At 71.6% G+C, this 21,651-nt stretch carries 18 protein-coding genes; 7 read left to right on the forward strand and 11 right to left on the reverse strand.

Annotated features, from left to right (window positions below; translation table 11 throughout):
• Nucleotides 1-9 precede the first annotated feature (9 nt).
• Both JSQ78_RS03425 and leuE read right to left on the reverse strand, forming a co-directional pair.
• The gene (locus tag JSQ78_RS03425) at nt 10-2,526 is read right to left on the reverse strand and encodes an Rne/Rng family ribonuclease (RefSeq protein ID WP_211449396.1); all 2,517 of its coding nucleotides are present in this window, start codon (nt 2,524-2,526) and stop codon (nt 10-12) included.
• Nucleotides 2,527-2,726: 200 nt separating this feature from the next.
• On the reverse strand, nt 2,727-3,374 hold the full coding sequence (leuE, locus tag JSQ78_RS03430) for a leucine efflux protein LeuE (protein WP_211449398.1): 648 nt from the start codon (nt 3,372-3,374) through the stop codon (nt 2,727-2,729).
• A gap of 75 nt (nt 3,375-3,449) precedes the next feature.
• On the opposite strand from leuE, the gene JSQ78_RS03435 reads away from it, so the two are divergent.
• Nucleotides 3,450-4,067, forward strand: coding sequence for a vitamin K epoxide reductase family protein (locus tag JSQ78_RS03435; protein ID WP_211449400.1), 618 nt, complete (start codon nt 3,450-3,452; stop codon nt 4,065-4,067).
• Nucleotides 4,068-4,142: 75 nt separating this feature from the next.
• Here the strand turns inward: JSQ78_RS03435 and ndk are convergent, their stop codons facing one another.
• The 7 genes from ndk to JSQ78_RS03470 form a co-directional block, all read right to left on the reverse strand.
• On the reverse strand, nt 4,143-4,553 hold the full coding sequence (ndk, locus tag JSQ78_RS03440; RefSeq protein WP_211449402.1) for a nucleoside-diphosphate kinase: 411 nt from the start codon (nt 4,551-4,553) through the stop codon (nt 4,143-4,145).
• A gap of 223 nt (nt 4,554-4,776) precedes the next feature.
• Complete coding sequence (locus JSQ78_RS03445) at nt 4,777-5,205, reverse strand: DUF4233 domain-containing protein (protein WP_211449403.1); 429 nt, start codon at nt 5,203-5,205, stop codon at nt 4,777-4,779.
• Nucleotides 5,202-6,647, reverse strand: a complete 1,446-nt coding sequence (locus JSQ78_RS03450) for a bifunctional folylpolyglutamate synthase/dihydrofolate synthase (RefSeq protein WP_211449405.1) — start codon at nt 6,645-6,647, stop codon at nt 5,202-5,204. Before JSQ78_RS03450 ends, JSQ78_RS03445 begins: the two co-directional genes overlap by 4 nt.
• A complete protein-coding gene (gene ileS / locus JSQ78_RS03455; protein ID WP_211449407.1) occupies nt 6,644-9,958 on the reverse strand; it encodes an isoleucine--tRNA ligase in 3,315 nt (1,104 codons plus the stop codon). Before ileS ends, JSQ78_RS03450 begins: the two co-directional genes overlap by 4 nt.
• A 238-nt stretch (nt 9,959-10,196) precedes the next feature.
• Entirely contained in the window at nt 10,197-11,045 is an 849-nt protein-coding gene (locus tag JSQ78_RS03460; RefSeq protein WP_211449409.1) for a hypothetical protein, read from the reverse strand.
• Nucleotides 11,042-11,731, reverse strand: a complete 690-nt coding sequence (locus tag JSQ78_RS03465; RefSeq protein ID WP_211449410.1) for a LuxR C-terminal-related transcriptional regulator — start codon at nt 11,729-11,731, stop codon at nt 11,042-11,044. The genes JSQ78_RS03460 and JSQ78_RS03465 overlap by 4 nt, the downstream gene beginning before the upstream one ends.
• Complete coding sequence (locus JSQ78_RS03470) at nt 11,719-12,942, reverse strand: sensor histidine kinase (protein WP_211449412.1); 1,224 nt, start codon at nt 12,940-12,942, stop codon at nt 11,719-11,721. Before JSQ78_RS03470 ends, JSQ78_RS03465 begins: the two co-directional genes overlap by 13 nt.
• Before the next feature lie 116 nt (nt 12,943-13,058).
• Between JSQ78_RS03470 and JSQ78_RS03475 the strand changes: the two genes are divergently transcribed.
• The gene (locus tag JSQ78_RS03475; RefSeq protein ID WP_211449414.1) at nt 13,059-13,538 is read left to right on the forward strand and encodes a hypothetical protein; all 480 of its coding nucleotides are present in this window, start codon (nt 13,059-13,061) and stop codon (nt 13,536-13,538) included.
• 31 nt (nt 13,539-13,569) lie between these two features.
• The gene (locus JSQ78_RS03480; protein ID WP_211449416.1) at nt 13,570-14,439 is read left to right on the forward strand and encodes an aminotransferase class IV; all 870 of its coding nucleotides are present in this window, start codon (nt 13,570-13,572) and stop codon (nt 14,437-14,439) included.
• Here JSQ78_RS03480 and JSQ78_RS03485 read toward each other — a convergent pair.
• Both JSQ78_RS03485 and JSQ78_RS03490 read right to left on the reverse strand, forming a co-directional pair.
• A complete protein-coding gene (locus tag JSQ78_RS03485; protein WP_211449418.1) occupies nt 14,436-15,308 on the reverse strand; it encodes a hypothetical protein in 873 nt (290 codons plus the stop codon). The genes JSQ78_RS03480 and JSQ78_RS03485 overlap by 4 nt on opposite strands.
• A gap of 47 nt (nt 15,309-15,355) precedes the next feature.
• The gene (locus JSQ78_RS03490) at nt 15,356-16,003 is read right to left on the reverse strand and encodes a TetR/AcrR family transcriptional regulator (RefSeq protein WP_211449419.1); all 648 of its coding nucleotides are present in this window, start codon (nt 16,001-16,003) and stop codon (nt 15,356-15,358) included.
• Between the two features lie 76 nt (nt 16,004-16,079).
• Here JSQ78_RS03490 and JSQ78_RS03495 point away from each other — a divergent pair, with 76 nt between their 5' ends.
• The 4 genes from JSQ78_RS03495 to JSQ78_RS03510 all read left to right on the forward strand — a co-directional run bounded on the left by JSQ78_RS03495 (nt 16,080) and on the right by JSQ78_RS03510 (nt 21,636).
• Nucleotides 16,080-17,408 carry an MFS transporter gene (locus JSQ78_RS03495; protein WP_249295873.1) on the forward strand — a complete coding sequence of 443 codons (1,329 nt, stop codon included), beginning with the start codon at nt 16,080-16,082 and terminating at the stop codon, nt 17,406-17,408.
• Nucleotides 17,409-17,434: 26 nt separating this feature from the next.
• Entirely contained in the window at nt 17,435-17,725 is a 291-nt protein-coding gene (locus JSQ78_RS03500; protein ID WP_211449423.1) for a hypothetical protein, read from the forward strand.
• Nucleotides 17,710-20,820: an HD domain-containing protein gene (locus JSQ78_RS03505; RefSeq protein ID WP_211449425.1), complete on the forward strand. Its 3,111-nt coding sequence runs from the start codon at nt 17,710-17,712 to the stop codon at nt 20,818-20,820. Before JSQ78_RS03500 ends, JSQ78_RS03505 begins: the two co-directional genes overlap by 16 nt.
• 198 nt (nt 20,821-21,018) lie before the next feature.
• Complete coding sequence (locus JSQ78_RS03510) at nt 21,019-21,636, forward strand: IMPACT family protein (protein ID WP_211449426.1); 618 nt, start codon at nt 21,019-21,021, stop codon at nt 21,634-21,636.
• Nucleotides 21,637-21,651 lie beyond the last annotated feature (15 nt).

A 21,651-nucleotide genomic window follows, 5' to 3' on the forward strand; every position in this document is an offset into this window, starting at 1 on the left:
GCGCGTCGACTACTTGTCGTCGGGCTTCGCCGTGATGACGCCCGACGAGGCGCGGCGCGAGCGGCGCGCGGCCTTGCCGGTGCCCGGCGCGGGCGCGGCGAGCGCGTCGAGCGCGCCGCCGAGCAGCCCGTCGAGGTCGCGCTCGCTCACCTTTTCGGCCGGCTGCTCCTGCTTGGGCTCGACCGGGATGTCGAGGATCGTCACGACCGGCTCGGCGGCGACCGCCTCGACCGCGGCCTTCGAGGGCTGCACCTTGCCGGAGGGGCGCTCGCGCCGGCCCTGCTCGCCCTTGGGCTGCTCGACGACAGGCTGCTCGACGACCGGCTGCTCGGCGGCCGGCTGCTCGGCGTCGACCGGCTTGCCCTTCGCCGCAGCCGCGATCTGGGACAGGCCCTTGCGCATGTCGTCCGTGATCGCGTGCGTGCCGCCGGTGCTGGCGCCCTGCTGCTGCTGGTGCTGCTCGGGTTGCTGCTCGCCCTGCTTGCCGCGGCCGCGACGGCGACCGCCGCCCTGGCCGCCGTTCTCCTGCTGCTGGCGCTGCGGCTTCGAGACGGGCTCGTGGTGCACGATGACGCCGCGGCCCGCGCAGATCTCGCACGGCTCGGAGTAGGTCTCGAGCAGTCCGAGGCCGAGCTTCTTGCGCGTCATCTGCACGAGGCCGAGGCTCGTGACCTCCGCCACCTGGTGCTTCGTGCGGTCGCGGCTCAAGCACTCGATGAGGCGCCGCTGCACGAGGTCGCGGTTCGACTCGAGCACCATGTCGATGAAGTCGATCACGATGATGCCGCCGATGTCGCGCAGCCGCAGCTGGCGCACGATCTCCTCGGCCGCCTCGAGGTTGTTCTTCGTGACCGTCTCCTCGAGGTTGCCGCCCGCGCCGACGAAGCGGCCGGTGTTGACGTCGACGACGGTCATCGCCTCGGTGCGGTCGATGACGAGCGAGCCGCCTGAGGGCAGCCACACCTTGCGGTCGAGCGCCTTGTCGATCTGCTCCGCGATGCGGAAGTGGTCGAAGGGGTCGTCGGTGCCGTCGTAGGCCTCGACCCGGTCGAGCAGGTCGGGCGCGATGGCTTCGAGGTACTCGCGGATCGTGGTGAGCGCCTCCGAGCCCTGGATGATGAGCTTCGAGAAGTCCTCGTTGAAGACGTCGCGGACGATCTTCACGAGCAGGTCGGGCTCGGCGTGCAGTCGCTGCGGCGCGGAGCCGTTCCGGAGCTGCTGGATGCGCTCCCACTGACGCGTGAGGCGCTCGACGTCGCGCGTCAGCTGCTCCTCGGTCGCGCCCTCCGCGGCCGTGCGCACGATGACGCCGACGCCCTCGGGCAGCACCTGCTTCAGGATCTTCTTCAAGCGAGCGCGCTCGGTGTCGGGCAGCTTTCGGGAGATGCCGTTCATCGAGCCGCCGGGCACCGAGACGAGGTAGCGGCCGGGCAGCGAGATCTGGCTCGTGAGCCGGGCGCCCTTGTGGCCGACCGGATCCTTCGTGACCTGCACGAGCACGGTGTCGCCGGGCTTGAGCGCGAGCTCGATCTTGCGCGGCTGGCCCTCGAGCTCGGCGGCGTCCCAGTCGACCTCGCCCGAGTAGAGCACCGCGTTGCGTCCGCGGCCGATGTCGACGAAGGCGGCCTCCATGCTCGGCAGCACGTTCTGCACGCGGCCGAGGTAGACGTTGCCGATGAGGCTCGACTCGCTCGCCTTCGCGACGTAGTGCTCGACGAGCACGCCGTCCTCGAGCACCGCGAGCTGCACGCGGTCGTGCTTCGAGCGCACGATCATCTGCCGCTCGACGGCCTCGCGGCGAGCGAGGAACTCGGTCTCGGTCACGACCGTGCGGCGACGACCGGCGTCGCGGCCCTCGCGCCGGCGCTGGCGCTTCGCCTCGAGCCGGGTCGAGCCGCGCACCTTCTGCGGCTCGGTGATGAGCGGCTTCTCGTCCTCGCTGCGGCGCGAGCGCGACCGCGAGCGCGAGCGGCGCGAGCGCCGGCCGTCCTGCTGGTCGTCGCCCTCGTCGTCCTCGTCGTCCTCGTCGTCGAGCTCCGCGCGCAGCGGCGGCAGCGTCGGGAGCCGCTCGAGGTCGGGGGCGTGGAAGAGCAGGCCGAAGGGCCCGGCGGGCAGCTCGGGCAGCGTGCGCGCGGCGGCGATGGGGTCGTCCTCGCTCGGCGCGTCCTGGGTCGCCTCCTCCGAGCCGGATGCGTCCGCGGGCTTGCCGGGGTCGGCGAGGCCGGGCTCGTGGCCGGGCTCCTGCTCCCCCGACTCGGTGAGCGAGTCGGGGGCCGGCGCCTCGGGCTGCTGCGCGGGCTCGGCGACCGCCGTCTGCTCGGGCGACGCGACCGTCTGCTCGGGCGACGCATCCGCCGTGTCCGTCGACGCATCCGCCGTCTCCGGGGACGCGGCCGCCTCGGGCGCCGCCTTGCGGCGCGTCGTGGCGCGCTTGCGCGGCGCCTTCTGCGCCTCGGGCGCGGTCGTCGCTGCTGCTCCCGTCGCCGTCGTCGGCTCTTCGGGGAGGGTCGTGTCGTTGTCCACCATCGCTGGCGCGCTCCTGCCACGACCGGCGCCGCCGGTCGTCATCTCTGTCGCGAACGGGGCGCGCCCCGGCGCGAATCCTTCCTTCCGCCCCCTCGCGGGGACGACCCGGGTCGGCGGTGCCGCCCGGAAAACCTGTGCGAGCGCCCGTCGGACGCTGCGGGAAGTCTAGCGCACGTGCTCCGCGGGACCGCTGCCGACGCTCAGGGCAGCACGACCCGCACCGCGAGCGCGAGGAAGCCGAGCGCGGCGACGAGGGTGCCGATGATGGCGAGCCAGCCGTGCGGCTGCACCCGGCGGCCGATGTTCGCGCCGATGAGCACGAGCACCGTGAGGTACGCCGCCGAGAGGCCCTCGATGATGAGCATGAGCACGAGCAGGTCGGCGAGGGGTGTCGGCGAAGCCGGGTCGATGAACTGCAGGAAGAACGAGGCGAAGAACAGGATCGCCTTCGGGTTCAGCAGGCTCGTCACGAGCGCGGTGCGGAACGGGCGCAGGCGCGGCTCGGCGATGATCGGGTTGGGCGCGGTCGGCGGGCTGATGGGGCTCTCGCTCGGCTCCGGCTCGGCGGTGCGCCGCAGCTTGGCGCGCAGGCGCACGAGCGCGCTGCGCACGAGGCCGAGCGCGAGCCAGCACAAGTAGAGGGCGCCGGCCCAGATGAGCACGGTGTAGACGACCGGGTTGGCGGAGAGCGCCTGCGCCGAGAGCACCGCGAGCACCATGAGGATCGCGTCGCCGAGGAAGACGCCGAGCATCGCGCGGAAGCCGGGCCCGCGACCGGCGCGCAGCGACGTGGTGGCGACGAAGAGGCTGTTCGCGCCCGGCAGCAGCACGATGGCGATCGCACCCAAGGTGAATGCTGTGAGAGTCGCCGCGTCGAAGCTCATCGCGCCCCCGGACTGACAGGATGCTGAGCAGGAGGCTCCATGTCAGACGCTCGACCCGCCCACATCGCCGCGCCCGTGTGGCTCGGCGTGCTGCTCATCGTTACCGGGCTCGCGGGGCTCGCGGGCGCGTTCGCGCTCTCGGTCGAGCGCATTGAGCTGCTGCTGCACCCGGAGGAGCTGCTCTCGTGCGACCTCAACCCGTTCCTGTCGTGCTCCGGCGCGATGGAGTCGGAGCAGGGCAGGCTGTTCGGCTTCCCGAACCCCTTCCTCGGGCTCATGGCGTTCCCGGCTCCGATCATCATGGGGGCGCTGACGCTCGGTCGCGTCGCGATGCCGCGGTGGGTGTGGACGGTCTTCTCGATCGGCGTGCTCGGCGGGCTCGTGTTCGTGCTGTGGCTCGCGCAGCAGTCGGTCTTCGTGCTGGGCTTCGTGTGCCCCTGGTGCTTCCTCGTCTGGATGGCGATGTACGCGATGGCGTTCCCGCTCTGGACGTGGGCGCTCGGCGCCGGCGCGCTCCCCGCGCCCGCGGGGCTGCGGCGCACCGCCGCCCGCTTCTCGAGCTGGGGCTGGGTGCTCTCGCTCGCGCTCGCCGTGATCGTCGTGCTGACGATCATGATCGTGCTGCCCGGCATCCCCCGGTTCCTCTTCGCCTTCTAGCGAGAGTGTCGAACTTCCCCGAACTGCGGGAGTCCGGTCGCGATCGTCGCGCTTGAGGGAAGTTCGATGAACGGGTCAGGCGAACCAGAGGGCGAGCTCGCGCTCGGCCGACTCCTCGGAGTCGGAGCCGTGCACGAGGTTCTGCTGCACCTTGAGGCCCCAGTCGCGGCCGAAGTCACCGCGGATCGTGCCGGGCGCGGCGGTCGTCGGGTCGGTCGTGCCGGCGAGCGAGCGGAAGCCCTCGATGACGCGGTCGCCCTCGAGGCGGATCGCGACGGACGGGCCCGAGAGCATGAACTCGACGAGCGGCTCGAAGAACGGCTTGCCGCGGTGCTCGTCGTAGTGCTCCTCGAGCAGCGCCCGCTCGGGCTGCACCATGCGCAGGTCGGCGACGACGTACCCCTTGGCCTCGATGCGCGCGAGGATCGCGCCGGTCAGCTGGCGCTTGACGCCGTCGGGCTTGATGAGGACGAGGGTGCTCTGCATGGGCTCCAGCCTACCGACGCCATGCGGCCGGGACGCCGCGCGGCGGCGCGGCCAGCAGCCGTGTGCACGCTGCTGCTGCTCGACCGTCTGTCGCACCGCAAGAGCGTGCACATCGGATCCGCGGCGCACGCGGGATGTGCACGCTGTTGCGGCCCGGCGGCGCGGCGAGCCGCAAGAGCGTGCACATGCTCGACGGCTCACGGCCGCGCACCCTCGGGCCGGCTCAGGTGCCGGGCGCGCCTCGCGGGTCGAGGCCCGAGGCGCGGCGCCGCCGCTCGATGCCGCGCGCCTTGACGAAGCAGTAGATCCACAGGCCGATGAGCACGAGCGCGACGACGCCCCACACGGGCTCGAACGCCGTGAGCGCCGCGACCGCGACCTGCAGCGCGAGGCTCACGAGCCATCCCCACGGGCGCGCGAGCAGCGGCATCGTCGCGATGAGCGCGACGCCGACCGCGACGAAGGCGACGGGCGCCGGCCAGTCGCGCGTGACGCCCCACGCGGCGAGGGCGCCGAACGCGATGCCCGCGACCTCGAGGCCGTGCACGATGCGAAGCAGCGCCTCCATCGCGCCGCGCGCCGGGCGGGGGCGACGCTTCGCCGCTCCCTCAGCCTGCGCCGTCGGCTCGTCCTGCGCCATCGGCTCGCTCACGCCTGCCCCTCCTCGTCGGTGACCTCGACCGTCGCCGCCTGCCGGCGCGCGTCGGGCCGCAGCAGCCAGCCCGCCTCGCGCGCGTGGCCGAGCACGTCGCCGAGCAGCGTGATCGAGCCGGTGACGACGACAGCGCCGCCGCGATCGGTCGCCGCCTCGCGCGCCGCCTCGACCGCGGTCGAGAGGTCGGGCTCGACGACGACCCGGTCGGCGCCGAGCACGGCCACGGCTTGCGCGGCGAGCTCGTCGGCGTCGAGCGCGCGCTCGGACGTCGACTGCGTGATGACGACCTCGTCGACGACGCTCTCGAGCGCGGTCAGCACGCCGGTCGCGTCCTTGCCGGCGAGCACGCCGAGCACGAGCGTGACCCGCTCGAGCCCGAAGAACTCGCCGAGCGCGGTGCGCAGCGCCGCCGCGCCGTGCGGGTTGTGCGCGGCGTCGAGGATGACGAGCGGATGCGCTCCGACGGCGTCGAGGCGACCGGGCGACGACGCGGCGGCGAAGCCGTCGGCGAGCACCTCGGCGGTCATCGGCTGCGAGCCGCCGCCGAGGAACGCCTCGACGGCGACGAGCGCGAGCGCGGCGTTCGCGCCCTGGTGCGCGCCCATGAGCGGCACGAGCTGGTCGATGTACTCGGCCGCGAGGCCGCGCACGGTGATGAGCTGGCCGCCCACGGCGACCGCTTGCCCCGCGAGCGCGAACTCGCGCCCCTCGACGAGCAGCCGGGCGCCGACCTCGGCCGCGCGCGCCTCGAGCACTGCGAGGGCCTCGGGCTCCTGCCGCGCCGAGACGACGATCGCGTCGGGCTTGATGATGCCGGCCTTCTCGCGCGCGATCGCCTCGACCGTCGAGCCGAGCCGGTTCGTGTGGTCGAGGGCGATGGGCGTGATGACCGCGACGTCGCCGTCGGCGACGTTCGTCGAGTCCCACGTGCCGCCCATGCCGACCTCGAGCACCGCGACGTCGACCGGCGCATCCGCGAGCACCGAGAGCGCGAGCACCGTGAAGGCTTCGAAGAACGTCAGCCGCCGCTGCCCCGCAGCTTCGAGCTCGGCGTCGACGAGCTCGAGCACTGGCCCGATCTCCTCGTAGTTGCGCGCGAACGCCTCGTCCGAGACGGGTTCCCCGTCGATGAGGATGCGCTCATTCACCCGCTCGAGGTGCGGGCTCGTGAGCACGCCCGTGCGCAGGCCGTGCGCGCGCAGGAGCGCGTCGGCGATGCGGGCGGTCGAGCCCTTGCCGTTCGTGCCCGTGATGTGGATCACGCGGTAGGAGCGCTGCGGATCGCCGAGCAGCTCCACCGCCCGCCGGGTCGCCTCGATGCGCGGCTCGACGGCGTGCTCCCCCGCTCGCGCGAGCAGCCCGTCGTAGGCGGCGCGGGCCGCCTCGGCGTGCTCGAGCGACTCGAGGATGCGGTCGTCGACGTCGTCGTGCTCACTCATGCGCCCACCTCCACGCGGTCGCGGCCAGCCTCGAAGCGCTCGAGCGCGATCGCGAGCGGCGAGCCGTCGCCCACGCGGTGCGCGGTGCGGCCGTCGGCGAGCTCGCCCATCGTGTCGTCGATGCGGTCGAGGGTGAGCTCGAGCGCGAGCGTCTCGGCCATCACGAGCTCGCGGTTCGCCTCGAGCGCCCGCACGCCGTGCTCGTCGGAGCCGAGCTCGAGGCGGATGCGGTCGGAGACGTCGAGCCCGGCCTCCTTGCGCGCCTGCTGGACGGCGCGCACGACGTCGCGCGCGAGGCCCTCGGCCTCGAGCTCTCGCGTCGTCGCGGTGTCGAGCACGACGAAGCCGCCGCCGGGGAGGAAGCCCACCGCGGCCGACTCGTCGGCGACCTCGAGCGCGAGCTCGAACTCGCCCTCCTGCAGCGCGATGCCGCCCGCGGTCACGACGCCGTCCTCTGCGACCCAGTCGCCGGCACGCGCCGCCTGGATGGCGCGCTGCACGTCCTTGCCGAGGCGCGGGCCCGCGGCGCGCGCGTTCACCTGCAGCCGGCGCGAGATGCCGTAGCGCTCGAGCGAGCCCTCGTCTGCCTCCTCGAGCACGACCTGGCGCACGTTGAGCTCGTCCTGCAGCACGGCGCGGAACGGCGCGACGTCGACGGAGCCGACGACCGTGAGGGTCGGCAGCGGCAGCCGCACGCGCTTCCTCGCCTGCTTGCGCAGCGCGTTGCCGACGCTCGCGATCGCGCGCACGGCATCCATCTGCCGCACGAGCTCGTCGTCGGCGGGCAGGTCGGCGACGTCGGGCCAGTCGGTGAGGTGCACCGAGCGGCCGCCCGTGAGGCCCTTCCAGACCTCCTCGGTGACGAGCGGCGAGAGCGGCGCGGCGATGCGCGAGAGCGTCTCGAGCACGGTCCAGAGGGTGTCGAACGCCTGCGAGCCCGAGCCGTCCGCGGCCACGCCGAGCCAGAACCGGTCGCGCGAGCGCCGCACGTACCAGTTGGTGAGCACGTCGAGGAACTCGCGCACCGCCCAGGTCGCGCCCGTCGCGTCGAGCCGCTCGAGCGCATCCGTCGTCGTCTCGACGGTCTTCCGCAGCTTCGCGAGGATGTAGCGGTCGAGCACGTCGGTCGACGCCGTCGACCGCTTCGCGAGGTAGGGCTCGCCGTCAGCGGCGCGGTTGGCGTAGGTCGCGAAGAAGTACCACGTCGACCACAGCGGCAGGTGGAACTGCCGCAGCGCCTCGCGGATGCCCTCCTCCGAGACGACGAAGTTGCCGCCCCGCAGGATCGAGCCCTGCAGCAGGTTCCAGCGCACCGCATCCGAGCCGTAGGCGTCGAACGACTCGTTGACGTCGGGGTAGTTGCGGCGCGACTTCGAGGCCTTGAAGCCGTCGTCGCCGAGGATGATGCCGTGGCTGATGACGTTCTCGAACGCCGGCCGCCCGAAGAGCGCGACCGAGAGCACGTGCATGACGTAGAACCAGCCGCGCGTCTGCCCGATGTACTCGACGATGTAGTCGGCGGGGCTGTGCTCGGCGAACCACTGCTCGTTCTCGAACGGGTAGTGGAACTGTGCGAACGGCATCGAGCCCGAGTCGAACCAGACGTCGAGCACGTCCGGGATGCGGCGCATCGTGCTCCTGCCCGTCGGGTCGTCGGGGTTCGGGCGCGTGAGCTCGTCGATCGCCGGCCGGTGCAGGTCGGTCGGGCGCACGCCGAAGTCGCGCTCGAGCTCGTCGAGCGAGCCGTAGACGTCGACGCGCGGATGGTTCGGGTCGTCGCTCTTCCACACCGGGATGGGGCTGCCCCAGTAGCGGTTGCGGCTGATCGACCAGTCGCGCGCGCCCTCGAGCCACTTGCCGAACTGCCCGTGCTTGACGTTCTCGGGCACCCAGGTGATCTGCTCGTTCGCGGCGAGCAGGTCGTCCTTGATCTCGGTGACGCGCACGAACCAGCTCGAGACCGCCTTGTAGATGAGCGGGTTGCGGCAGCGCCAGCAGTGCGGGTAGGAGTGCACGTAGGAGGCCTGTCGCAGCACGCGGCCGGCGTCCTTCAGCAGCTTCGAGAGCGTCTTGTTGGCGTCGAAGACCTGCTGGCCGGCCACGGGCGGCACGCTGTCGAGGAACCGGCCGCCGTCGTCGACCGACAGGATCGTCGGCATGCCCGCAGCGGTCGTGACGCGCTGGTCGTCCTCACCGTAGGCGGGCGCCTGGTGCACGATGCCCGTGCCCTCGCCGGTCGCGACGTAGTCGTCGACGAGGACGCGGAAGGCGCGCTCGGTGCCCCAGACGGATGCGTCGGTGAAGAAGTCGAAGAGCGGCTCGTACTCGAGTCCCGCGAGATCCTCGCAGCGCAGCGTGCGCGTCACGGCTGCGAGCGCGGCCTCGGCGTCGTCGTAGCCGAGGTCCTTCGCGTAGGCGGGCACGGTCGCGGCGGCGAGCAGGAAGGAGCCTTCGCCCGCCGTCGTGCCGTTGGGCCCTGCGGGCACGACGAGGTACTCGATCTCGGGGCCCACCGCGAGCGCCATGTTCGTCGGCAGCGTCCACGGGGTCGTCGTCCACGCGAGCGCCTTGACGCCCGTCAGGCCCGACGCATCCGCCGACTCACCCCGGAACGGGAACGCGACCGTGAGCGTCGTGTCCTGGCGATCCTGGTAGACGTCGTCGTCCATGCGCAGCTCGTGGTTCGACAGCGGCGTCTCGTCGCGCCAGCAGTACGGCAGCACGCGGTAGCCCTCGTAGGCGAGGCCCTTGTCGTGGAGCTCCTTGAACGCCCAGATGACGCTCTCCATGTAGGAGAGGTCGAGGGTCTTGTAGCCGCCCTCGAAGTCGACCCAGCGCGCCTGGCGGGTGACGTAGTCCTCCCACTCGTCGACGTACTGCAGCACCGACTCGCGCGCGCGGGCGTTGAAGACGTCGACGCCCATCGCCTCGATCTCCGCCTTCTCGGTGATGCCGAGCTGCTTCATCGCCTCGAGCTCGGCGGGCAGTCCGTGCGTGTCCCAGCCGAACACGCGCGGCACCTGCTTGCCGCGCATCGTCTGGAAGCGCGGGAAGACGTCCTTCGCGTAGCCGGTGAGGAGGTGGCCGTAGTGCGGCAGGCCGTTCGCGAACGGCGGGCCGTCGTAGAAGACCCACTCGGGGCAGCCCTCGCGCTGCTCGACCGACGCCTTGAAGGTGTCGTCGCCCTTCCAGAAGGCGAGGATGCCGCGCTCGAGGGCGGGGAGGTCGGGGCTCGCCACGACGCCGGCGGCGTCGGTCGCGCCGCTCGCGAGCGGGTAGCGGTGCTGGTCGGTCACGCTGGTCTCCTGCATCCTCGGTTCTCGGATGCGGGGACGCTCTCGCGCGGTACCACCCCGCTTGCTCCCCGTGCCTCTCGGCTCGGGTCGCCGCTCTGCCCCTGGTCGTGCTCGTTGCTCACGACCGGGCCTCCGGCTGTGACGGGCCTGCCCCGTTCGGATCTACTGAGCGCCACTGCACCTGACGGTGCCTCGTCGCCGTTCTGCCGACCGCTCCCCGGTGATGGCCGGATCGATGCGTGTGCCTGTGATCCTACCGCGACTCGCCCCGCAGCGTCACGCTGCCCGCGCTCACCTCGACGTCGATCGTCGCGGCCGCCTGGCGGTCGGCGTCGACATCGATCGCGGCGCTGCCCGCGGAGACGTCCTGCGTCACCGCGTACTCGCCGTCGGGGATCGCGAGCTCGATCGCGCCCGCGCTCACGGTCGCGGTGATCGCGTCGGGCTGCTCGCCCGTCACGGCGCCGACGACGCGGCCCGCGCTCACGTCGAGCTGCACGGTGCGCGGCGAGGCGACGTCGAGCCGCGCCTCGCCGGCCGAGACCTGCACGACGAGCTCGTTTGCGGTGCCGCCGAGCTGGGCGCTGCCGGCGCTCAGGTCGAGCTCGGCCCGGCCCCAGTCGGCTGCGGCGTCGAGGCTGCCGGCGGAGACGTCGGCGACGATGTGCAGCCCGGCGTCCTCGAGCTCGGCGGGCAGCGTGAGCGTCACCTGCTCCTCGCCGAAGCCGCGGTCGCCGAACCCGAAGCCCCAGCCGCCGCCCCAACCGCCGCCCCAGGGGCCCCACTGCCAGCCGGTGCCGACGACGAGCGCGTCGCCCTGGCGCTCGAGGGTCCACCGCTGCACGGGCCCGCCCGTCGAGCTCGCGTCGAGCGTCGCCTCGTCGACGTCGGCGAAGACGACGTCGAAGTCGGCCGCGGAGGTCGAGAGCCGCAGCTCGGCGACCCCCTCGGCGTCGGCGCTCCACGTGCCGTCCGTCGCCCGGTGCGTCGCGACGCCGTTGACGACGCCGCCGCCGATCGCGAACACCGCGGCGATCGCGCCGAGCACGACGAGCACGATGCTGATCGCGCGTCCCGCGCGGTTGGTGGTCGGGATGGTCATCGGATGCCTCCTGGGGCGTCGTGCGGGCGGCTCGGGTCGGAGCCGGGCGCGTCGAGGTGGGCGAGCACGGCGAGCACGCGGCGGTTGCCGTCCTCGGGGTCGAGCTCGAGCTTCTGGAAGACCGCGGAGATGTGCTTCTCGACACTGCCGGCGGAGATGTAGAGGCGATCGGCGATCGCCTGGTTGGCGGCGCCCTCCGCCATGAGCGCGAGCACCTGCCGCTCGCGCGGCGTGAGCCGCTCCATGCGCGCGTCGCGGCGGCGGCGCGCGAGCAGCTGCGTGACGACCTCGGGGTCGAGCACCGTGCCGCCGCTCGCGACCTGCTCGATCGCGGCGAGGAAGTCGCGCACGTCGGCGACCCGGTCCTTGAGCAGGTAGCCGAAGCCGGCCGGGCCGCTCGCGATGAGGTCGGCGGCGTAGCGCTCCTCGACGTACTGCGACAGCACGAGCACGCGCGGCCGGTCGCCGCGGCCGCGGATGCCGATCGCGGCGAGGATCCCCTCGTTCGTGCGCGTCGGCGGCATCCGCACGTCGAGGATGGCGAGGTCGGGGTCGCATGCGCGGATCGCGGCCTCGAGCGCGGTCGCGTCGGGCAGCTGCGCGACCACCTCGTGGCCCGCATCCGTCAGCAGTCGCGCGATGCCTTCGCGCAAGAGGACGGAGTCCTCGCAGATCAGGATGCGCACGGGACGTCCACCTCGATCGCGGTCGGGCCCCCGACGGGGCTGGAGAGGGTGAGGGTGCCGCCGACGCCGGCGACGCGGTTCGCGAGCCCGTCGATGCCGCCGCCCGGCAGGCGCTCGGCGCCGCCGATGCCGTCGTCCTCGATGCGCGCCCACAGCGCGTGCTCGCGGGTGCGGATCGAGACGCGGATGCGGCTCGCGCGCGCGTGCTTCTGCGCGTTCGTGATGCCCTCGGCGATCGCGAAGTAGACGGCGGTCTCGCTCTCGCGCGAGCAGCGCCGCTCGAGCCGCGCGTCGACCTCGACGGGAATGGCGCTGCGGGCGGCGAGCGCCGAGACGGCGGCGTCGAGGCCGCGGTCGTCGAGCACGGCGACGTGGATGCCGCGGGCGACCTGGCGGAGCTCGGTCACGGCGTTCTTCGACGACGCGTGCGCCTCGTCGATGAGCCGCTTCGCGCCCTCGGGGTCGCTCTCGATGCGGTCGCGCGCCATGCCGAGCTGCATCGCGATCGAGACGAGCCGCGGCTGCACGCCGTCGTGGAGGTCGCGCTCGATGCGGGTGCGGTCGTAGTCGGCGGCCTGCACGACGCCCTGCCGGCGCTCGCGCTCGTGGAGCGCCTTGGCCTCGAGCTGCGCGCGCTCGTCGGGCACGAGCAGGCCGAGCGCGACGCCGCGGTGGGCGATCGCGAGGCCGATCGTGCCGGCGATGCCGGCCGCGAGCGCGAGGATCCCGAGCAGCGGCGCCCACTCGACCGGCACGGCGATCGACGTGAGCGGGATGCGCACGCGCTCGGCGTCGCCGAGCGGCGCGAACGCGAGCGGGATGCCGAGGCCGACGAGCGGCAGCAGGCTCAGCACGAAGACGCCGAAGAGGCTCGCGAGCGCGAAGCTGAGGATCGCGCGCCAGTGGGCGCCGTCGCTCACGATGCGCAGCAGTCGGTGCGGCACCCGCAGCCAGTCGGTGCGGTGCGAGCCGCGCAGCACGGCCGGCGGCACGGGTGCGTCGTACAGCGCCGCGATGCGCTCGCGCTCGAACCACGCGACGGCGAACATCCCGAGCAGCGCGACGGCGAGGAAGAGCACGCCGACGACGACGACGAGGAGCCCGGCGCCGAGGGCGACGAAGGTGAGGATGATCGTGAGGATGGGGAGGCCGATCGAGCCGAGCACCACGAGGTGCGCGATCGTCGCGAGGAGGGGGCCGAGGCGTTGCATGGCTCCACGCTAGGCGCGGCGCGGGGCTCACGCGCGGCGGTTCCCCGGAAGCCTCGCGGGGGCTATCCCCCATGCTCGCCGGGCTCGGCCATAGCCTGCATCGGTACCCTCGCGGCATGACCGCCTCCCGCATCCGCCTCGGCGCCGCAGGCCTCGCAGCCGCGGCGGCCCTGCTCGTGACCGGGTGCGGCATCCTGCCCTCGCCGTCGCCCGCGCCGGTGCCGACGACGCCCGCGACCGTCGAGCCCGCACCCGGCGATCAGGCGCAGCAGTGCGCGCAGGTGCTCGCGGAGGTGACGGCGATCGCGACGGACGTCGCGCGCGTCGGCGAGCTGCTCGCGACCGACCCGTTCGGCGCGCTCGCGCTCGTCGGGAGCATCTCGACCAGGGTCGGCGACCTCGAGACGCGCGTGACCGACCCGGCGCTGCTCGAGCGCATCGGCGAGATCCAGGCGGGCTGGGATGCGCTCGTCGCCGACGCGCAGGAGTCCCTCGCCGCGGGCGATGCCGCGGGCATCGAGCGCGCCGGCACGGCGCTCGCCGAGCTCGGCGACCGGGTCGTCGCGCTGCAGGAGTTCTGCGCGGGCACGCCGTGACCCGCTCGGCGGGCGCGCCTACGCTGAGCGCATGACCGCTCCGCTGCTCGCCCTGCTCGACGGCTCGCTCGCCGACGTCACGCATCCGCTCATCCGCGCCGACGACCTCGGGGTCGTGCGGGGCGACGGGGTCTTCGACGCAGCGCTCGCGCGCCGCGGGCCGGATGGCGCGGGCGTCGTGCGCGACCGCGACGCGCACCTCGACCGGCTCGCGCGCTCGGCGGCGATCCTGCAGCTGCCCGAGCCCGACCGCGCGGGCTTCGGCCGGGCGATGGATGCGCTCCTCGCGGCATGGGACTTCGACGCGCAGCCCGAGGCCGTCATCCGGCTGGTGCTCACCCGCGGGCCGGAGTCGGGCGGCGACCCGACCGCGTTCGCCCTCATGGCGCCCATCTCGGCCGGCGTGCTGCGCGAGCGCGCCGAGGGCGTTTCGATCACGCTGCTCGGCCGCGGGCACGACGGCGACGAGGTCGCCTCGATGCCGTGGCTCCTGCCCGGTGCGAAGAGCCTCTCGTACTCGATCAACATGGCGGCCAAGCGGCACGCGGCGCAGCGCGGCTTCGACGACGTCGTCTTCGTCTCGCCTGCGGGGCAGCTGCTCGAGGGGCCGACGTCGACGCTCGTCGTCGACCGCGGCGGGCGGCTCCTCACGCCGCCGCAGGACGGCATCCTCGCCTCGCTCACGCTCGAGCACCTCATGGCGGCGGCGCCCTCCGCCGGCATCGAGGTCGCGTTCGAGCGGCTCGAGCCCGCCGACCTGCTCGGCAGCGACGGCGCGTGGCTGCTCTCGTCGGGCCGGCTCGTCGCGGCCGTCACGAGCGTCGACGGCACCGAGCTGCCGCGCTCGCCGCTCGATGCGACCGTGCGGCGGTTGCTCGACGCTGAGAGCGAGAACGTCTAGCGAAGCCGCTCGGCCTGCGCCGCGATGAGCGTCGCGACGGCCTCGGCCGGAGCGCGCTCGTGCAGCACCGCGACGACGTGCCGCCCGACGGCCGCGGCATCGACGACCAGCGCCGCGTCGTCGGACTCGAGCGCGACGGCAGCGCCGTGCGCGGACGGCGGGGCCGCGAAGGTGCCCGATTCGGTAGCCGTGCCCTCGCAGGCGGCGGAGAGCGCCTGCAGCGCCGCGATGGCGTCGGCAGCGGCGGCTGCGCTCGGGTAGCGCAGCACCGTGACGTTGAAGACGGCCCCTCGCTCGCTGCCGGCCGAGAGCGCGACCATCGCCGCCTCGCTCGCGGCGCCATCGACAGCGCCGGCGGCCGCGGCGCACTCGGGGCTCGCCGTGCGCGCGACGGCGACGTGCGGGATCGCCTCGCCGACCGGCACGCTCGCGGGCGGCGCGAGCTCGACCCACGTCCCTTCGGTCCACGTCGGCGGGGGCAGCGAGCCGGCGTCCACGAGCAGGTCGACGAGCGCACGCGGAGCCGCCGGCGTCGTCGGCGAGGGGGTCGGGGCTGCGGATGCGGTGGGCGCGGCCGTCGGGGTCGGCGTCGGCCGGGCGGGCTCGGCGGACTGCGAAGGCGCCGGTTCAGCCGCGGGCTCGTCGGGATCCGCGCGCTGCTGGTGCGGCCGCGGCCGCACGCCGGGCGCTTCGCCCCCGTGACCGGCCACGGCCGGGAGCGCGTCGGGCGGCGCGACGCCGGGCGCGGGGGTGCCTGCCTCGAGCCCGGGGTCGGTGGGGCTCGGCATGGCCGCTGCGCCGCAGCCGACGAGCGCGGCGCTCATGAGCAGGGCGGCGGCCACCGTGATGATCCAATGCCCGCGCCGCATGTCCCCCATGATGGGCGGCCCGCCTGGGAAGGCGGGGGTCGGCGCGGTCAGGCTCGCGGATCGTTGTGCATTCGTGATGCGGCGGCGAGCGGCTCGATCGCGGTGCGGACCGCGACCGACGCCTCCGGTCGGCCCGGCTCGAGCGCCCACGCCGCGAGCGCCGCGCATGCCGCGGCGACGATCGCGACCGGCGCAACGGCCGCGGCGGGCGACTCGGGCAGCGCGTCGCGCTCGAGCGCGAGCGCGAGCGCCGCTCGCTCGACGAGCGGCTGCAGCCTCGCGGGGGCGCCGTCGCGCAGCGCCGCCTCGGCCTCCATCGCCCGCGCGTCGCGGAGCGCGACGGGCGGCGTCCGCCCCCACGGCTCGACCGCGGCGACGATCGCCTCGACGAGCGCGTCGAGCGCACCGCGCTCGCGGCCGGCCCCGTCCCCCTGGGCTGCCTCGAGCGCGTCGCCGGCCCTCGCGATGGCCGCGTCGAGGGCGACCCACAGCGCATCCGCCTTGGATTCGCAGTAGGAGAAGACGGTGCCGCGCGAGACGCCCGCACGACGGGCGATGTCGTCGACGCTCACGGCGCCGTAGCCGCGCTCGAGGAAGAGCTCGAGCGCCGCCTCGTGGATCGTCGCCGAGCTCGAGGCCGGGGGCCGACCGGGCCCGCGCCCCTTGCCCCGCCGCTGCGTGCGACCCGCCGCCATGGGAATCTCCTTCCGGCGCTATTGTTGCACTCGGTATGACAATCTGCGCCGCCCCGGCGCCCCGCGAGGAGATCCCGTGACCGCACGCTCGAGCAGCTCCGCCCGCGTCGCCACCGCCGCGACGGTCGGCACCGCGCTCGAATCGTACGACTTCTACACCTACTCCTACTTCGCCGCGTTCTTCGCCGGCCCCTTCTTCTTCTCGGCGCTCGGCGAGGCCGGCGCGCTCGCGGCGTCGTTCGCGACGATCGGCATCGCCTTCGTCGTGCGGCCGCTCGGCGCGATTCTCTTCGGCCACCTCGGCGACCGCATCGGTCGCCGCTCGACGCTGCTCATCACGATCGCCCTCATGGGCGTCGCGACCGGGCTCGTCGGGCTGCTGCCGACCGGCGAGGGCTGGGCGCTGTTCGGCGCGGTCGCGCTCGTCGTACTGCGCATCGCGCAGGGCCTCTCGCTCGGCGGCGAGTGGGGCGGCGCCGTGCTCCTCGCGACCGAGCACGCCGACGCGCGCCGCCGGCCGTTCTTCGCGTCGCTGCCGCAGCTCGGCTCCCCGATCGGCTCGGTCGCCGCGGGCGGCCTCATGCTCGTGATGTTCTTCGGGCTCGGGCCCGAGGCGATGGCGGCGTGGGGCTGGCGCATCCCGTTCCTCATCGCGATCCCGCTCATCGCAGTCTCGCTCTACCTGCGCTGGTCGATCGACGAGACGCCGGTCTTCAAGGAGCTCGCCGCGAAGGGGCAGCGCGAGCGCAACCCCGTGTGGGCCGCGATCCGCACGCAGCCGGCGGCGTTCGGCGTCGCGATCCTCGTGGCGCTGCTCGGCATCGGCTCCTACTCGCTCATGAACACCTACACGATGGGCTACGGCGTCACCGCCCTCGGCTTCGACGAGATGCAGTTGCTCACCGCCGCGACGATCGGCGGCCTGCTGCAGTTCGTCACGGTGCCGGGCTTCGGGTGGCTCGCGACCCGCATCGGCTCGGCGCGCGTCGTCGCGCTCGGCGCGGCGGGCACGCTGCTCATCGCCTTCCCCATCTACTGGCTGCTCGGCAGCGCGACCTTCGCCGTGCTCGTCGCGCTCATGATCGTCGGCGGCATCCTGCCGACCGCGTCGTGGGCCGCGCTCGGCGGCACGATGCAGGAGCTCTTCCGCGGCCGCCACGCCTACTCGGCGCTCTCGGTCGCCTACGCACTCGCCGCCGTGCTCTCGGGCTTCATCCCCTACCTCACGACCGAGCTCGGCGTGCTCACCGGCGGCGCCTGGTGGCACCCGGGGGTCGTGCTCGCGGCGCTCTCGGCGCTCACGCTCGTCGGCGCGATCCTGGCGGGGCGGATGCGTCGGCTCGGCGACGAGGACGCCGACGCCGCACAAGCCGCCGTCCCCGAGGAGGCGACCGCGCCGGTGTGACGCGCGGCCCCGGGCAGGATGGTGGGGTGCTGCTGCAGACCATCGCGAGGGGCGCGAGCGCCGAGGTCGAAATCTCGCGCTCGCGCTTCGTCGCGACGGCGCACCGCATCGCGAGCCTCGACGAACTCGCGCCGCTCGTGCGCGATGCACGCCGCGCGAACGCCGACGCGCGGTACGTGTGCACCGCCGCGATCATTGGACGACCGTCACGCAGCACGCGGCGCGCAGTCGCGGGAGTACCGGAACGTAGCGGTGCGATGTGCTTGTATCGGAAGAAGTTTCCCGGACGCTTGGAGGCACGGTGGAGTCGCAGCTGAAGACAAGAGCGGAGCAGGAGGCTTCGCGCGCTCAGAACTTCCCGGCGTTCTCCGCCCTGAGCCTTCCCTACGTCCGCGAACAAGTGGAAGAAGCACTCACCGCGTTCGGGAAGTTCAGCATGCTCGAGGAGTACACGAAGCATGACATGAGCCATATCGACAGCATGCTGAAGATGTACGACTGGTTGATACCGGCCGCGACTGCCGAGAAAATGACCGCCGCCGATTGGCTACTGGTTACGCTCGCAACTTACTTGCATGACTTCGGGCTGCTAATAACACGCGACGAATTTGATCGCCGTGAAGCGGTGGAGGGATATACCAGGTTCTCGACCCGGGTCCGAGACAACGACGACCCCGAGTATATGGACTACCGGGCACAGTTGAATGCCATGCCGGGCGCCGACGCTGAGCGCTTTCTCTATCAGGAATTCGTGAGAGCAAATCATGCCCAGCGAATCCGAAGTTGGCTGCGCGAGATGCCCGACCCGGCTTTAGGATATGACGACCGAATCGTGGCGCGTCTGCGCGAGATTTTCGGCACCGTCGAGGAGACCTTCCTGGAAGACGTTGGTTTGGTATGCGAGAGCCACCACGCGGATGACCTGCACGACACGCACAAGTATCGTGTCGACCGCCCCTACGGTCAAGATCAGCAGGAGGAGGCAAATGTTCAGTATGCGGCCTTCCTACTCCGGACGGCAGACCTGTTGGATATCACGCGGACACGCGTGCCCTCGATGGCCGCGCTGATCGTTAATCCCCGCAACCCGAAGAGCCAGCTTGAATGGGCTAAACAAAGCGCTGTTCGAAGCGTGCGACCGCAACGCGTCGCTGTCGAGGAGGGCGACCCTATCCCGGAGCTCGACGTCATAGAGGTTCATGCCGACTTCAAGGAATCAGAGGGATTCTTCGGGTTGACCCAGTACCTGAAGTACGCGAGCGACCAGCTGGCCGAGACGCACCGATGGGCGAGTTCGAGCGGGACCGCGGCAGCCAAGACGTACTTGTTTCCCTGGCGCCGCATCGATCCGAGCAATGTTGTCGCGAAAGGATTCGTCGCGGAGCCCTTCAAGTTCACAATCGACCAAGGAAAAATTCTTGATCTGCTGACGGGACACACCCTATACAATGACAGCAGCGTCGTCGTTCGGGAATTGTTCCAGAACGCCCTGGACGCCGTTCGATTGCAAGAGTTTCTCGTGGCTGATTCCGCCTATGCGCCCACTGTTCAAGTATCGTGGGACTCTGCTAGCAGGATGCTGACTGTCGCCGACAACGGCACGGGCATGACTCAGTCGGTAATAGAGAACAACTTCCTGCGCGTTGGATCGTCCAGATATCAGGAGCCTGAGTTTCGAAAGTCCCACCCTGACTTCACTTCCATCAGCCGCTTCGGCATCGGTGTACTGACCGCCTTCATGGTCGCGGACGACGTGGAGGTCATCAGCGTCAATGAACTCGAGGACCAAGCACGGCAATTAACGTTGCGTGACGTGCACGGCCAGTATCTGGTGCGCCTGCTCGACAAGACCGACGCCCAAGTTCCGAGACTCGTTCGCAAACACGGAACGAGTGTTCGACTTAAACTCCGCCCGAGTGCAGTCGCGCTGAACGTCGAATCCGTGTTGCGGTACTGGTGCGTATTACCTGGATGTGCGGTTACTTTATCAATCGACGGGGGAGCGCCGGAGCCCATCGGCTTCCAGTCGATGGCCGACGCGCTCAAGCATGAGCTATTCCGTGCCGATGTCGTGAGTGTCGCGGAGGATGGTCTGACCAGTTCCTATGGCGACGCGGTAGAAGTCAGAGAGGCGTCGATCGACGGATGCACCTTGGCTTACGCGGTGGTCTGGAGCCAGTGGCTGCAAGAGTGGCGCTTCCTAAGCATTGATCGAGAGCCTCACTCGCGCAGAGAGCCATTGGTACTAGGGACAGCGATCGGAGGAGTGCGAGTCACTGAGGACGCTCCAGGCTACAGTCAGCTAGCCGGGATCGCAGCCATGTCGAATGTGACAGGGAAGGGAGCCCCGCGAACGAACGTCGCTCGGAGTGCGATCGAACGCACTGAAGAGTATGACCAGTACCTCCAACGAGTCTACGAGATTTATCTCAACCATATTGATCACGAGATGAGTTCTCTGGAGACCGATCGAAGCACGTCGGCAACAAGGGCTGCAAGTGAGGGCTTTTATATGTTGCAGGATGTCGCGCAAGCGGGAGCTATAGAGTCGGCGGCGAAGTTGCGAACGAACGCTATCCAGCTACCGTATCTCGTAGTTGAAGATCAAGGGATTCGCGAGCGTAAGTCGCTGGAGGAGATTTCTCGCCTCGGGTCGGTTTGGACCGTCGAGGGGACGGCTGTCGACAACTTCGAGAGAGTACTGGGCACGATTCGCGGCGTCTCTTCTCCGTCGCTTGGCGCGCTAGCGACCGCTCTAGGGGTTTCGGACTCGTTGCGGTTGCCTGAGGGCGCTCTGATCTGCGGGCTTCCATCCGCTCGTGCGTATGGTGGGAGGCTGTTCGCCGAGCAGTGGGACCCAGTTGCCTTCGAAACTGACGACGAGTCGAGAGTCCTGCGCGCCCGATGGCAGACCCGCGCTTCGGAGTCGGCATGGGCGGAAGTGCACGTTCCTAAGAGTCTTCCGCGAGTCTTACAGGAACGCTTCGACGCCGTCGATCGCATGCGGCCGGGCGGCACGACCGATGTCTGTGTACCGACCGGCCCGTCTGTGGAGGTCTCCGGCATCACGCAAAGTGTGGTGAGGTGCCAGGGTAGGTATTTCGTATTGCCCCGCAGTCCGCTCTTGAACATTGCGCCGGCGAGGAGCGGTATTCCGGTCGATCAAGTGCGCTGGGCGATCTCGTTCGTGTTGAACAACGTGGTCGCGGGCCAGCCGACACGAACGCGACTATTCGGCCATGTCGCCCCGACTAGGGAAGCCCGCGCCAGTTTCCTAACCGCGATGCGTGATTACGGCCTATATGAGATCATCGACGAATCCAGCACGGTGGACGCGTTCCTCGATCCGTCGGCCGAAGTCCTGGATGTTAAGCAGTGGGATCGCCGTTCTCAAGCGGCAGGGCTCGATTAGGGCGCCGCACCTTGCTTGAGTCGAAACGGCGACACTCGGGGTGCCGTCTTGCGTTCCCCAGCGCCCACGTGGTTTTTCTCAGGACGCGGAACTAGCAACGCGTGCGCTGGAGGATGTATCGAGCGCGACGCGTGCCGCGTGCCCCATGGCCAGGGCCAGGCGCGCGACCGGCTGGCGAAGCCCGGGCAGGATGGAGGGGTGCTGCAGCCGACCATCGCGAGGAGTGCGAGCGCCGAGGTCGAGATCTCGCGCTCGCGCTTCCTCGCGACGGCGCACCCCATCGTGAGCCTCGACGAGCTCGCGCCGCTCGTGCGCGACACCCGCCGCGCGCACCCCGTCTCGCGGCACGTGTGCAGTGCCGCGATCGTCGGCCCGCACGGCGAGTCGAGCCGCTCGAACGACGACGGCGAGCCCGCCGGCACCGCGGGATCGCCGATCCTCTCGGCGATCGCCGGCCGCGGCCTCACCGACGTCGCGGTGCTCGTCGTGCGCTGGTTCGGCGGCGTGAAGCTCGGCACCGGAGGGCTCGTGCGCGCCTACGGCGGCATCGCGGCGGATGCGCTCGACGCGGCAGGGCGGCTCGAGCACGTCACAGCGACCGAGCTCGTCGCGCGGCTCTCGCACGCCGACGCGCCCAGGCTCGAGCACGCGATCCGCGCCGCGGGCCACGAACCGACGATCGACTACGAGGCGACGGATGCGCGGCTCGCGATCGTCGTCGAGGACGCCCGGCGCGCGGAGGCGGACGCGCTGCTCGCGCAGCTCGGCATCGCGGCCGAGCCGAGCGTCGCGCGCGTGCTCGAGCGGCCGGCCTGAACCGGCGGCGCGAGC

The sequence above is a fragment of the Agrococcus sp. Marseille-Q4369 genome, from assembly GCF_018308945.1.
In the GTDB taxonomy this organism is placed as follows: domain Bacteria; phylum Actinomycetota; class Actinomycetes; order Actinomycetales; family Microbacteriaceae; genus Agrococcus.

Excerpts from the sequence above, each read along its gene's own strand:
- JSQ78_RS03425 (WP_211449396.1), bottom strand. The coding sequence starts at position 2,526 with ATGGTGGACAACGACACGACCCTCCCCGAAGAGCCGACGACGGCGACG.
- ileS (WP_211449407.1), bottom strand. The coding sequence starts at position 9,958 with ATGCAGGAGACCAGCGTGACCGACCAGCACCGCTACCCGCTCGCGAGC.
- JSQ78_RS03480 (WP_211449416.1), top strand. The coding sequence starts at position 13,570 with ATGACCGCTCCGCTGCTCGCCCTGCTCGACGGCTCGCTCGCCGACGTC.
- JSQ78_RS03435 (WP_211449400.1), top strand. The coding sequence starts at position 3,450 with ATGTCAGACGCTCGACCCGCCCACATCGCCGCGCCCGTGTGGCTCGGC.
- JSQ78_RS03475 (WP_211449414.1), top strand. The coding sequence starts at position 13,059 with ATGACCGCCTCCCGCATCCGCCTCGGCGCCGCAGGCCTCGCAGCCGCG.
- JSQ78_RS03470 (WP_211449412.1), bottom strand. The coding sequence starts at position 12,942 with ATGCAACGCCTCGGCCCCCTCCTCGCGACGATCGCGCACCTCGTGGTG.
- JSQ78_RS03490 (WP_211449419.1), bottom strand. The coding sequence starts at position 16,003 with ATGGCGGCGGGTCGCACGCAGCGGCGGGGCAAGGGGCGCGGGCCCGGT.
- JSQ78_RS03450 (WP_211449405.1), bottom strand. The coding sequence starts at position 6,647 with ATGAGTGAGCACGACGACGTCGACGACCGCATCCTCGAGTCGCTCGAG.
- JSQ78_RS03485 (WP_211449418.1), bottom strand. The coding sequence starts at position 15,308 with ATGCGGCGCGGGCATTGGATCATCACGGTGGCCGCCGCCCTGCTCATG.
- JSQ78_RS03460 (WP_211449409.1), bottom strand. The coding sequence starts at position 11,045 with ATGACCATCCCGACCACCAACCGCGCGGGACGCGCGATCAGCATCGTG.
- ndk (WP_211449402.1), bottom strand. The coding sequence starts at position 4,553 with ATGCAGAGCACCCTCGTCCTCATCAAGCCCGACGGCGTCAAGCGCCAG.